Genomic DNA, 12,629 nt, shown 5'->3' with positions numbered 1-12,629 from the left:
GGAGAATGACGAGGCAAGGAGGGAGAGGGCCGCCAGATGGGTGTCGGGGGTACTTAGTGAGTGATTTGGAGTTGGCAGGGCACTTTTGAAGGGTCGGGGGTACGACGGGGGGACCTACCAGAGGGGCTCTACATCAATACTTTTAGATATATATAACTTATTTTTATAAGCTATGTACCGCTAAATAAAAACAAGCAGTGTACGTGTAGCAGTTATTTATATCCTTTACCCCCTGGTATCCATCAGCGTTAATTTGAAATCCCTGTATATATAAGCAATTTTATTCGGGGGATGTCGGACCAGGGGTACAAACAAGCGAAAACCCTTATACGCCAACGTTCAAAAGGTGCCCCCAGGTGCTAAATCAAAGCGGTACAAACGTTGAAAGTATCTTTTGTAGGTATAAAAGTACCCTTTTCTCTCTAATCGACCCCAGAAGTAACGGAACGAAACTCATAGAAAGGAGGTAACACCATGAAATCAGTAAAACTGACTGAAGCTGTGACGTATAACGGTGAGGTTGTCGAAGCAGGACAGATCTTAATGCTCGGCACAATCAGTGCGCAAGCACTCGTGAGCGAAGGTAAGGCGATCTTTGTAGAACTCGAAGATCAAGAGAACTAAGCAAAGCCCACCTGGTAAAGGGGAGATAGTATGGACAAGGAATTTGACCCTTACGACCTGGACGGAAAGCGGGAAATCCATCCTAAGGCGGACGCGAAGAATTTTCTAGACGTCCGTCAAGGGAAGGTGGTGCTCCGCTGCGGGGCCAGGAAGAAAAAGAAAGACGGATTGTGTAAATCGATTGCTGGAGCTGGTACTAACCACTCCGGATATGGGCGTTGTAAATATTGCGGTGGCAACAATACAGGACCCAAAACGGAAGAAGGGCGCCAAAAGTCAGCACAAAACGCTCGTAAGCATGGGTTATATGCCGGCTATTTGACTCCTGATGACCGGGAGACATACGAAGATCTTCTGAAACAAAAAGAAAACGGCTTAAAAGAAGAAATTGCGCTTTGGAGAACAAAGCTAGTCAGCTATATGAAGTACGTCGGTATACAGCGGCAAGCTAGAGGAGAGAAGGGCTTATTCCGAACTATGCTCCGGAAGGGCGCGGTAATAGAGTACAAAATCGGGTCTGTCGAAGACCCGCATGTCCATAGAGCACTGGAGCAAATCAGGCGTCTTGTTGCTACGGATAATGCTCTAAATGTACGCACTGATGATGACATCCTCGATGAGATCAATAGAGAGTTACGTAAAGCTTCAATGGATCAAAGTAAGGATTCTTGGAGCGGCCCCGCTCAGGACGTCATTTATATAAACGAAATAAAGGAGTGAGGTGTATCTATGATGGTGAACGAGTTCGATAGACAAATAGCCGACGTAACTCAGTGTTCGCAAGGTAGCGAGCAGGATATTCTGAGGTACAAGGGGCTCCTGGAATCGCTGTGCGAGGAGCTAAAGCAACTATGGCAGGGCAAAGGGTTTACAGTGGATATCGCTAAAGAGTTAATCGATGACTGTTTACGCTATGCAACAGCGCCTATTGGCGAGTGCGAATGGGACGATTTAGCTGCAGAACAGCTATGTGCATTACTATCGATGGCCGATACGTCCCCGGAGTTACGAAGAGCTGTCAGCTGGGCAGATCGGTCACGAGACACGACAGTTCGTCTCCTTCATAGAAAACTAGAAGCTGAAGAAGATATGTTTTTCGTCAATGAAAAACTAGAAAACTTAGACGGAATGGCTTACAGGCTTCTGACATGGCTGAACGCACGTAATTCGTTGATCCAGGCACATTTAAACCGATAGGAGGGCTACTGTGGTTCGTATAGAGGGATATGTAAGCAAGACAATCATACGTCGGTGGCTTCGAGACTATCACGAGTTTGGTATACGAGGACGCGAGCTATCTGAAACGAAAGGAGTTGCCCCTACTACGTCGGATGGATGGGGTGGCTCGAAAATCAATAAAATCATGCTAGATCAAGCGCTCGATTCAATCCCTGATCCATTAACGAAGTACTGCGCTTACGCTCGATGGGTCCACGTAATCCCGAAAAACAAGACAATTGGAACCCTGGAAGCTTCCGGACGTCCTATGACCGATCACCGTTACAAGAAATACTGCGATGAAGCTGTAGATTTCATATACCGTACGGTAAATGGGGATCGTATAGGCGTTAAGGAGTTAGTAACGCTAATCGCTAAACAACAATAAGCAATTAGGAGGCTATACTATGAAATTTGAATTATTAGAAGCTGCCCAGAAAAAAGTACGTAACTACAACGCTATGTGTGAAGAAAACAATCGAAAACGTTCAGATGCCCTACAAGCTGTATCAGAAGCAAAAGCAGAAGAACAGGCTCTCATGGATCGTCAAATCGAAGGTGAAGACGTGATTGACGAATTAGCTCGAGCACAGTCTCGCGTGACGGTAGAGAAAGCCAAATATACACGTCTGATTGAGTCTATCGGGGAGACTAATCCGGAAATGAGTATAGAAGGTATCTCATTCCATACCGCCCAGTCGCAGATTCTAGCTTACCCCAACCACATGCTTCCATACGATATGAAAAATGAGTTAGAGGCGATGCAAGAGGCCCATGATGCGTATCTAAAAGCAGCAGAGGATGCTTTAATTAAATTCTATAAACTACGTAAAGAAGTAAGAGGATGTTTGGCGGAGGCAGAGGCAATCTTTGGACGTGAAGTACACGGTAGTCTTCCTGTCACGTTCGATCCCTCTGTACTCCGACCGTGGGGGCTTTGGTGGGACGTGTACGACGCCTCTAACGCTATGGTAGAAACGAAACGAAGAGCATTAGAAATTGTCGAGGGGGGCAGTCTAATTTCGAATCCGAGATCAGTATCTTCAGTTAGAACTATACCGGCCCCTGAATCTACACTAGGCCCTAAAACGTGGGTTACAGAGGATGGAACGGTTATGACAAGACAGAGCGAAATTCAGATTCCTAAACCAAGAACCTAAAATGAAGAGCAGAGCGCCATGGAAATGGTGCTTTTTTTAGTGGCACACACCGTGCCAAAATGACGATTTTAGTGGCACGCGGTGTGACCTTTTGCCGATTTTGATGATATCAGGGAAACACTAGGCTCCGCCTAGGCTAGCACGCTCCGTGATAGCAGTTTCCCCTTATGCTCTTTTTCACTTTAAGTGACCTCATAGGGTGGTTTGACCTTTAAATTTTTGACTGTTTTTATCTTTAGTATTCTTTAATACTTGTAACTTTTTGAATCGTAGTATGAGTCTCGTAAGTAAAATTTTTAATAAGTAATGTAGTATGTTAAAAGATGACAGGAGGTGAAAAAATGGCAGTTTATATTCAAACTTCAGACGGTGAAAAGTACCGTCTAGATACCAAACAATCAATAGAAACAATTTCAGGAGAAATCCAACAGGATGATTCTAAGTACATTTCTGTTAGCGTAGAAGTGGGTGGAAACAAGATAAAAATGAACATCTTTAAAGAGCATATCGTAACGATTTTTGATATGCCTGATTCTGAACCTTCAATAAGAGAGCTTGGATGATCGAATGGGCAGACTTTAAAAACTAAATTCACTTTAAGAGAATAGAGGGTACCTTTACTTAAAATTAGGTGAGGTACCCTCTATTTTTAGTCAGATTAAAAATAGTTATCCAAATTTGTTTTCAAAAGAACGATTCAACCTTTACACTCAATACAAGGGAGTGATTTGCATGACGATAGGTGAGTTTTTTCAACTCATTAGTCAAGGTAAAAAAGTAAAAGAGATTGCAGCGATGCATGGTAAAGATCCTTCGATAATTAGTCGTGCTCTGAAAAGTCACGGTTATACATACAAAGGAAAAAGCAAAGGATATAGTTTCTCCGGTAGTGGAGAAGAGCCTTTAAATAAGGAGTTACTTGATACACCACCTGTGCGTCATAACGTAGGGAAAGATAAAAAAGAACAATATGTGTTACTCGATTCACCATCTGTTCACCAAGAATGGTTAACTGATTCACCAGTTAATCACCCTGCTGGTGAACGTATGATGAATATATTCACCAATGAAAAAAAAGTAAGCCAATTATTGAAGTTGTTAGATGCAACTCCGCAGCTACTTCAAATCTTGGAAAATGTCCAACGCAACGAGACAGGACTAGGTAGAGCAGAACTAGCGCAACGCGAATACGAATTAAAGTTAGAGGGTGGATCTAGGACGCGCCGAACGATTTCAACGGACAGAAAAACACTAGAAACGTTTGATAACTTTTGTGACGAACGAAGTCTAGATAAAGGGACGATTATTCAATTGGCTTTAAAGGATCTAATGGAGAAATACTCTAACTGAAGGAGGTAATGTGAAAAGTGAAGCATAAAAAATCACTCAAAGAACAAATAGAAGATGCGGTTCAACACATTGATACCGTTGCTAAATCGAATAGAAATTATGCAGTAGCTATGCTGAAAGTTTTAGAATGGACTACTCGAAAGCTAGAACTGACTATCGTGAACGAACAACAGAAAGCTGCAGCAAAAATCGCTAAGGAAAAGCGTCAACGTAGAATCCAACCCCTACTGGTATCGCGAGGCGAGATATGGAACTGTGAACTAGGAACCAATTTGGGAAGTGAACAAAGTGAAACACGACCTGTTCTTATCATTCAAAATGACGATAGTAATAAGGTTTCTCCAAATACAATCGTCGTCCCTTTGACACGTGCGATACATCGTCTGGATAAAAAAATAACTAGGGCTCCTGATTTTGTTTTTGATGATGCTGTGGCAGAGTCGATAAAAACCCGTTTACGTAAGACGGAAGTGTTGATATTGCCAGAGTCTGCGAAAGAGAGTGAGTCTCTAATTTTGCCTGAACCATCGATTGTCATGTGTCAGAATATCAAAGAAATCAGCAAATCTCGATTACTTTTGAAGGTGACGACTATTGATCCGAAAATGTGGGTATATATCCATGAAGCGATCGAAAAAACTTTAGGCTTGAAAGAGTAACACAGATTAGGTACAATGATGTTACACATTACACGAGACCTGTCGTAAGTATCATGTGACACCTTACGCGCTACGCGCTTAACGGTGAATTCGCATGGTATGGCGGGTATATCACAGCACGTAGACACGGCGAAATAGCCGTGTCTTTTTTTTTGTTCTCTGACAGAGATTGTGTTAAAAGTACAGAGAAGTACATCAAAGTACACAAAATGTATCGAAAGTGCAACATATGTGCAAAAAGGTATAGTTTGTATAATAACGATAAATTTCCAAACATCTCATGTAATAACAAACTAAGCAAAACGTAACAGTTCACGTGTTACGCCTGGCGTGTAAGAAGCGTCGCACTATAACAGTTTGCATGTGCGGTATCATACAGATTTTTAAGGACACAAAATGAGGCTACGAATCATAATTTTTGTAAGTGCTTTCATTTACGTTCGCAAAAAAACTAATAACCCCTGGTGGTGTCATAACTTAAAAGTATTGACACCGTTATTCGTTCCCTGTATCTTCAAAGTATGAAAAGGTGTCATATCTTAGTGTCATAATTAGGGAGGCTTTTCACATGAAATATGGCTATGCTCGGGTATCTACAATGCATCAAGATTTAGAGGCACAGCTTCAGGCGCTAAAACGGGAAAACTGTGATGTGATTTATAAGGAGAAATTCACTGGAACGAAAAAGGCACGGCCAGAATTTAAAGCACTCCTGGAAGTCCTGGAGAATGGGGATACCCTTGTTATCACGAAATTGGACCGATTCGCTCGATCTACGACGGACGGAATCAATATAATCAAGGAGCTATTCGAGAAAGGGGTACGGGTCCACGTACTGAATATGGGGTTGATCGAAGATACGCCGACCGGAAGGCTAATTTTAAGCGTCATGCTCGCTTTTGCAGAGTTCGAGCGGGACATGATCGTCGAACGGACCCAAGAAGGCAAGGCAATTGCGAAGCAACGGGAGGACTTCAAAGAGGGACGGCCGAAGAAATACAACAAAAAGAAGATAGATCACGCGCTCCAGCTCCTACAGAACCATTCGTACAAGCAAGTCGAGGAAATTACAGGGATTTCGAAGAGCACGCTGATTCGGGCGAAGAAGGAACCTGTTAAATGACTAGCTTTCGACAGCCAGACTTCGTAAATAGTCCCTTCTTCGTCGACGAGCCTGGGAACTGGCATCTGAAGCCAGGGGCGCCAGCCGACGTAGTAGAGGAGTTTAACGAGTTCCTGGAAGTGATGGCACTTGCTGAAAATTTAGATCCTGTGATTTTACTAAAGGAGGACGATTTCAAATGATTATTAACTATAAGCCGGGTACAGAATACAGTGGGCCACGTCAGTTTTCTTACAGTGAAGGTTCGCGCGTCACAATTGTTGTCAGGCATTGGCTCGAGGAAAACGCATCTGACAGCATTTACTATCACGGAAAAATCACGTCGCTAGACGAAGAGCAACAAGGGTTTTGGGCAGTTTTAGAAGATGATGAAAATCAGGAGGAGTTTTTCCATTTCGGGGATCTCGAAGCAGTTATACCCGGAGATGAAGTACCAAGCGACATCGGCACGAAAAAGCGAGTATAGTAACGTAAAAAAGAGTACGGCCACGATTAGCTGTACTCTTTTTCTTCGTCTCCTGGTAACCATTCGAATAAATCCCCTGGCTGTAGCTCCAGCGCCGTACAAATCCGGTCGAGAATATCGAGATCGATCCGCTGTACTTTTTCATTACAGATCGCACTTAATGCATTTGGCCGGATGCCTGCCTTTAATGCTAGTTGCCTTTGCGAAAGCCCACGAGCTTCCAGGATGCTGCTTAGTCTGATTCTCACCATATAAAACTCCTCCTTACAATCTTTTGGAATAAAAGTAACTAAATAGGCTTGTTTATATCGCATATACGATATATAATACACTTAAATCGAAAAAAGTACCGCTAAATTACTATATTGCTTTGTTTTCCCATCAGGGGTAGGAGGATGATTCGTCATGTCGATCAGCGTAAAAGAGGCACCAGTAGGAAATAAGCTAACAACAGATTTAGGGCCGTTCGTTAGGGATATCAAGAAAGCGTTAGAAGGTACGGGAGTGGATTTAAGCCCGCTGGACCGTTTAACGCCTGAAGCGCTTCAACAGAAGGTAATGAAAGACGAGTCCGGACCGATTTCGTTAGAAACCCACCCGCCTAACTTTCACGAACTTCTGGGTTGGCTTCGACGTAGAGCCGCTAAAGCATTGGCCGAATAAATTGGATTTAGTATGTACATAAGGCGCCTGGTCAGAGGCGTCTTTAATTTTTTCACGTATATCCTACGAAATCAATGGATTCTATCACTTTAATTCGAAGTCTGATAGAATAAAAAGCAAAGAAAAAACTCCCTCTAGTTTGGCGACCGGCGGGAGTTCTTTACGAAGAAGGCTATACCTTCAAATAGTAGGGGTACCTGTACTTTTTACGGCACAAGAACCCTTGCTTTTAAATTGTTGCTTATATCATAGCATAGGTATATGTCCTTTTTCCACTACGGAGAGGGGCGAAATAAATGGAAAGTCTAGGTCGCGCTTTAGATACGAAAGAAACTTTCATCGAGGATTGGCACCAGTGCTATATGTCGGATTCGAAGATCACGGGCTTCATTTGTACGTTTCAGCTGGAGTACAAAAAGCACCAATTCTATGGATTGAACGACTTGAAACAGCTCCTGGCGGCCGCTGATCGGCACGAGAAGGACGTGTATTTAAGCCTGAACGCGTTCGAGTACGGTTCTAGAACTACGTCGGCATTGAAGCAGATCCGGAATATAGGTGTCGATATCGATTGCTATAAGCTTGGGGTATCCGTCGAAACAGCCCTGGGAGAGATTCGTCAGCTCGTAGTGAATGGACGGGTACCGAACCCGAACCTTGTAATCCTATCCGGAAGAGGCGTCCAGCTGATCTATTCGATAAGCGGTGGAGCTAGCCCGAAGATGGCTTTCCTCTCACAATACATAACAACCCAGTTCATTTCGGAGCTACGGCACTTAGGAGCTGATACGTCGGCTACCGACGTAACCCGCGTCTTCAGGCTTCCGCATAGCGTGAATAGCCGGAGTGATAAGCAGGTGAAAGTGGAACTCTGGAGGACGTTAGAATATAGTTTGCTAGAGTTATACAGCTTCTGTACACCTCTAGAACAGCGTAGGAAGGCTTCCAGGGGTCGGAAAGGGTCTTTATCCACCTTACCTCCTAGAAAAGGGTTGAAAGACCTTTACAGCTTGAATACTGCACGCAAAAACGATTTAGAACTCCTGGTAAGCATCCGGAATGGCGACGTAGAGAAGCGGAACGTCCTAACGTACATATATGCATACACGGTAGCGCTAATCCTGAAGAATAAAGAGGCAACGATAGAGTTTGCGGTCCAGCTGAACGACCGCCTGAACGATCCAGAGAAGCTAAAAGAGGTTCGACGGACGGCAGGGAGCGCCTACGATGATGCGCTGAAGTTCTTCGAAGAGTTCAAGAAACGCGATTTTAAAATGTGGTATCAGACCGCTGACGGCATTATCCGGCCAATGAAAAACGCTACGATCATCGAAGCCCTCGATATCACACCAGACGAAATGAAGCAGTTTTCAACCGTAATAGACAAGGCCGAAAAGCAAGCAAGGGATACACAAGCTAAAAGCAGGAAACGTCGTAATAACGGCGTGAAACAGCGTGCAGAGTACGAAAAAGAGCAAAAGGCGAAGACGGAAGAGCATCTGAAAAGGCTAGCAGCTCTCTTGGAAGAAAACCCGCGAATGAAGCGTAAGGATTTAGCGGAAAAGCTAGGCGTATCAGTAGGTCGCGTAGCCCAGTTGAAGCAGATTTTAAAAAGTGTCTAATGGTGTGTCTGCTTAAACCGTATATAAATGGACTGCTGGTCCTTTTTACAGGTAGCTAGTGGTGTGTTTGCTTATATCTCATTCCCAGAATTTGTGCTATAACGGTGTGTCTGCTTAAACCGTATATAAGTGGACTGCCGTTTCAGGGGGGTCGTTCTAGTGTTCTACCGACGTATAGGAGGATCTAGAATGGCGCCCCTATGCCATTTAAAATATTGTTTTCTCAACTATTGACGGTATCTTTCTACCCGTGATAGTTTTTTCTTACAGAGTAGAAATTTAAGCGGCTGTTGCTGGTATGTCGCGAAAGAAGAATCAGCGGACGGTTACAGCTCTAGTGTTATCTAGGTTGTGATAAACCAATGGTCGTTAGTCGTACTTTATGGCTTACAACGGGCAAGGAGCGTCCTCTCTATGCGCATTTAGTTTTTCTAAGTGCTATAGGGAGGACGCTCCTTTTTTTATTTCTCTCCTGGAGGTGAAAACGTGGAAGAACGGGATGCAATGAAAGAAGCACTACGACAGTACTGGAAGCAGTACTACAGCGATAACAAAGAGCGGATTAAGGCGAATCAGAAAGCGTATTACGAACGGAAGAAGCAACGATTGAAGGAGGAACGCGAGAATGGGACAAGCAAGTGATTCGATATCTCTAGCACCGTATTTCGATCCGGAGACGGCAGCGGGTTTTCTACAGAGTGTATTCGCTGGCGTAGATGGTGGATACGTCGCTATCTCCTATAAGGGGTCAAATGGATTTAATACAACGGCCTTCCCAGCTGGAGAGTGGGAAAAGATTACTTCGTTCAGTGAAAGTAAAAGCGACATGGATCTGTACTTCGCTTTAGGGCTTCTGGGAACAAGTCCGAAACGAGGGCAACGAGGAAAAATAGACGACGTAGTAGCCATCCCTGGTTTATGGCTGGATATCGACTGCGCAGAGGGTCAGCATAGTGCGGCCAATCTTCCGACGTTCGAGGAAGCGGAGCTGAAGCTACTTACGGCATTTCCTACTCCGTCCATCCTGGTACATAGTGGCGGCGGACTCCATGCATACTGGCTATTCCCGGAATTGGCTTCGACAAAGGATAAAGTCGAGCGAGAGACGATCAAGAAGCTCTCTGAACGCTTCCAGAAGGCATTTATCCGGTTTGCCAAAGAAACGAACGGCTGGAAGCTAGATAATACGTCGGATTTAGCTCGTGTCCTACGAATACCAGGGTCAATGAATCACAAGAACAAAGAGACCATCAAGCCCGTCACAATTTTAGAGGCTTCAGATCAGCGGTATTCAATTCAAGAGCTTGAAACGGCGATTTGCAAGCTAGAAAGTCAGGTAGCACCCGAACAACAGCCAGTGTCGATTGCCGTAACGAAGGATCGTAAAGCGCTTTTAGTGCCAATGTTAAAAGGTTGTGCCGTTTTGAGGCATTTCAAGAAAAATGCACATCGTCTTTCAGAGGCTGAATGGTATGACATGACCGGTTTGGTATCTAGAACTGAAGAAGGCCCTGCTGAAGCTCATGAGTGGAGCAAAAAAGACCCTCGCTACTCTTACGAGGAGACAGAGGCTAAAATCCAGCACGCCTTACGTGACGCAGGTCCTGCAACTTGTCGGAAATTACAAGAAAAGCATGGGATGGAACTTTGTGAGGGTTGTCCTCTTTTGAATCAAATAAATAGCCCTATCAACATTGGGTGGGAAGCCTCGAAAGAAGAGGACCGTACCCAGGCGGTGCAAATCATCGAGGAAGCGGCAGAGAAGACGAAAGAGGACGCAGGAGCGGCCCTGGAGCCTGCTGTGATCGATCAGCTGGTTTTCCTAGAGAACACCTATCTAGCAGATTACGAACGCATGAAACAGCTGCTAGTGAAGTCAGGCGTCTCGAGTCGGACACTTCAGACCGCGATCCGGAAGCAAAAAGCGAAGTACCAGCGGCATGAGAAGAAGGAATATTCGCCCGGTTCGCCTCTCGATCAGTGGGAGACCCGAGACAACGTTTTATATAAGCGAGAGTCGTCCAATAGGTGGGGTACGACTTTAAAACCCATCTCTCGTACGGCTCCAGAGATCAAGAAAGTCCTCACGAACGAGCAGGACGGCCAGGAATACTGGGAAATCGGCTTTCAGACGGTCCGGGGGCGTTATATCACTGTCACAGTCCCACGTGCGAAGATGGCAACGAAAAAAGGGGCAATCGAAGAGCTTTCTAGGTACGGATTCGACGTAAAAGAGAGCACGGCAAGGGATGTCATCGATTATCTACATGATTATGACGCCGCAAACGCGGAAGCTTTGCCTACACAAAAGTTCCTGGAGCGGTTCGGCTGGACCGAGGACTTCGAAAGCTTCGTGATCGGTAGCGACGTAATCGGCCGGCAAGATATCACGTACCAGGCACCTGGAGACGGCGAGAAACAGCTTGCTGAAGCGTTCCGGACCCGTGGCACACTGGACGATTGGAAAGCTTTGATTCCTCTTCTATCGGGTCGGAACTGGGCACTGTTCAAGCTATTTCAAGCGTTTCTACCGCCGCTACTCCCCATCCTGGAAACGAACGGCTATACGTTCTCGAACCACGGCGAAAGTAGTCAGGGGAAAACCCTGTCCGACAGTATCGCGGGTAGCGTGTGGGGCAATATCAATTACAACGCGAACGGGGAGAGCTTGATCGTGCAAGGGATGAATATCACGAGCGACAAACTCGAAAAAACGCTGTCGATGATGCGTCATATCCCCGTTTTCCTGCAAGATGTGCACGAAACACGGCCAGAAGTCATTGTCAACGCGATCCACAACGTCGAGCTGGGGAAAGCGAAAGGCCGTGGCCATAACTCGAACGGCTCCCAGGCTTCGAGGACGATCAAGACCGTCCTATTCCTGACGAGCGAGGCACCTTTATCCTCTATGAGCGAGAACGGCGGCGTATTCGCTCGAGCAATCGAGTTCAGCGGATCGGCGTTTCAGAAGCATAGCCCTGTATTTAAGGAGCAAGTGATGACCATTATCTTCGAGAACTACGGCCATGCGGGACGGACTTTCGTCGAGCATCTACTGGCCAACCGGGAGCGGTGGGACGAGTGGCGGAAAGCTTTCCGTGAAGGGATTGCGGACACGATGAAGCAACTCGAAGACGGCGCCCCTGGTATGGATACGAAGCTCACGAGGAAGATTCCGTATTTCGTGGCCGTCCAGGTAGCGGCCCGGATTGCATCAGAAGCCCTGGATCTAGCGATCACGCCGAGCGAGATTGATGCGCTTGTAGCCGACGTAGCAACAGACCAGGTGACGAAGACGGAGAGCACCCCATATTACGAGAAGGCAATGGATGCCCTACGTGACTGGGTGGCCGTGAATAAAACTAAACTCTGGGTAGTGGGAGAAACGCGAAACGATGCAGATGGGAAGCACGGCATTATCGGATTATGGAACGTTTCGAAAGGTTTTATGGCCATGACGAGAAGTGAGGTTAACGACATTCTGCAGAAGCGGGGGTTTGACCTGAAACGCTGCGTCAACGAATGGAAGGACGTAGGGTATCTTGAAACGGACAGTCAAGGAAAGACGTCTGTAAGCACTTATCTCCCGCATACAGGGGACCGTGCAAAGATGTTGCGTATTCCGATTGCGAATATCGTATCAGGACGTGAGGTAGGAGAATGACGAGGCAAGGAGGGAGAGGGCCGCCAGATGGGTGTCGGGGGTACTTAGTGAGTGATTTGGAGTTGGCAGGGCACTTTTGA

14 protein-coding genes are annotated in these 12,629 nt (G+C 45.7%); 13 read left to right on the top strand and 1 reads right to left on the bottom strand.

The window, feature by feature from the left end:
- The first annotated feature begins 474 nt into the window (after positions 1 to 474).
- The 9 genes from KNQ15_RS16335 to KNQ15_RS16295 all read left to right on the top strand — a co-directional run bounded on the left by KNQ15_RS16335 (position 475) and on the right by KNQ15_RS16295 (position 6,600).
- Complete coding sequence (locus KNQ15_RS16335) at positions 475 to 624, top strand: hypothetical protein (protein ID WP_214730094.1); 150 nt, start codon at positions 475 to 477, stop codon at positions 622 to 624.
- Positions 625 to 654: 30 nt separating this feature from the next.
- Positions 655 to 1,344, top strand: coding sequence for a hypothetical protein (locus tag KNQ15_RS16330; RefSeq protein ID WP_214730093.1), 690 nt, complete (start codon positions 655 to 657; stop codon positions 1,342 to 1,344).
- A gap of 9 nt (positions 1,345 to 1,353) precedes the next feature.
- Positions 1,354 to 1,821: a hypothetical protein gene (locus KNQ15_RS16325; protein ID WP_214730092.1), complete on the top strand. Its 468-nt coding sequence runs from the start codon at positions 1,354 to 1,356 to the stop codon at positions 1,819 to 1,821.
- A 428-nt stretch (positions 1,822 to 2,249) separates the two neighbouring features.
- Positions 2,250 to 3,002 carry a hypothetical protein gene (locus KNQ15_RS16320; protein ID WP_214730091.1) on the top strand — a complete coding sequence of 251 codons (753 nt, stop codon included), beginning with the start codon at positions 2,250 to 2,252 and terminating at the stop codon, positions 3,000 to 3,002.
- Between the two features lie 341 nt (positions 3,003 to 3,343).
- Positions 3,344 to 3,565 carry a hypothetical protein gene (locus KNQ15_RS16315; RefSeq protein ID WP_214730090.1) on the top strand — a complete coding sequence of 74 codons (222 nt, stop codon included), beginning with the start codon at positions 3,344 to 3,346 and terminating at the stop codon, positions 3,563 to 3,565.
- A 169-nt stretch (positions 3,566 to 3,734) separates the two neighbouring features.
- Positions 3,735 to 4,352 (top strand): hypothetical protein, encoded by a 618-nt coding sequence (locus tag KNQ15_RS16310; RefSeq protein WP_214730089.1) that lies wholly within the window; start codon positions 3,735 to 3,737, stop codon positions 4,350 to 4,352.
- Between the two features lie 17 nt (positions 4,353 to 4,369).
- Positions 4,370 to 5,011, top strand: coding sequence for a type II toxin-antitoxin system PemK/MazF family toxin (locus tag KNQ15_RS16305; protein WP_214730088.1), 642 nt, complete (start codon positions 4,370 to 4,372; stop codon positions 5,009 to 5,011).
- A 568-nt stretch (positions 5,012 to 5,579) separates the two neighbouring features.
- Positions 5,580 to 6,134, top strand: a complete 555-nt coding sequence (locus tag KNQ15_RS16300) for a recombinase family protein (RefSeq protein WP_214730087.1) — start codon at positions 5,580 to 5,582, stop codon at positions 6,132 to 6,134.
- Positions 6,135 to 6,312: 178 nt separating this feature from the next.
- Positions 6,313 to 6,600 (top strand): hypothetical protein, encoded by a 288-nt coding sequence (locus tag KNQ15_RS16295; RefSeq protein ID WP_214730086.1) that lies wholly within the window; start codon positions 6,313 to 6,315, stop codon positions 6,598 to 6,600.
- Positions 6,601 to 6,626: 26 nt separating this feature from the next.
- Here the strand turns inward: KNQ15_RS16295 and KNQ15_RS16290 are convergent, their stop codons facing one another.
- Positions 6,627 to 6,851 carry a helix-turn-helix domain-containing protein gene (locus KNQ15_RS16290; RefSeq protein WP_214730085.1) on the bottom strand — a complete coding sequence of 75 codons (225 nt, stop codon included), beginning with the start codon at positions 6,849 to 6,851 and terminating at the stop codon, positions 6,627 to 6,629.
- Positions 6,852 to 7,005: 154 nt separating this feature from the next.
- On the opposite strand from KNQ15_RS16290, the gene KNQ15_RS16285 reads away from it, so the two are divergent.
- The 4 genes from KNQ15_RS16285 to KNQ15_RS16270 all read left to right on the top strand — a co-directional run bounded on the left by KNQ15_RS16285 (position 7,006) and on the right by KNQ15_RS16270 (position 12,549).
- The gene (locus tag KNQ15_RS16285; RefSeq protein WP_214730084.1) at positions 7,006 to 7,263 is read left to right on the top strand and encodes a hypothetical protein; all 258 of its coding nucleotides are present in this window, start codon (positions 7,006 to 7,008) and stop codon (positions 7,261 to 7,263) included.
- Between the two features lie 296 nt (positions 7,264 to 7,559).
- Positions 7,560 to 8,885: a helix-turn-helix domain-containing protein gene (locus KNQ15_RS16280; RefSeq protein WP_214730083.1), complete on the top strand. Its 1,326-nt coding sequence runs from the start codon at positions 7,560 to 7,562 to the stop codon at positions 8,883 to 8,885.
- Between the two features lie 486 nt (positions 8,886 to 9,371).
- Positions 9,372 to 9,527, top strand: a complete 156-nt coding sequence (locus KNQ15_RS16275; RefSeq protein WP_214730082.1) for a hypothetical protein — start codon at positions 9,372 to 9,374, stop codon at positions 9,525 to 9,527.
- Positions 9,511 to 12,549 carry a DUF927 domain-containing protein gene (locus KNQ15_RS16270; protein ID WP_214730081.1) on the top strand — a complete coding sequence of 1,013 codons (3,039 nt, stop codon included), beginning with the start codon at positions 9,511 to 9,513 and terminating at the stop codon, positions 12,547 to 12,549. Before KNQ15_RS16275 ends, KNQ15_RS16270 begins: the two co-directional genes overlap by 17 nt.
- Positions 12,550 to 12,629 lie beyond the last annotated feature (80 nt).

This window comes from Exiguobacterium sp. s168 (assembly GCF_018619035.1).
Classification (GTDB): Bacteria; Bacillota; Bacilli; order Exiguobacteriales; family Exiguobacteriaceae; genus Exiguobacterium_A; species Exiguobacterium_A acetylicum.
Note: the sequence above shows the minus strand (reverse complement) of the source record. Positions and strands in the feature narration are given on the sequence as shown.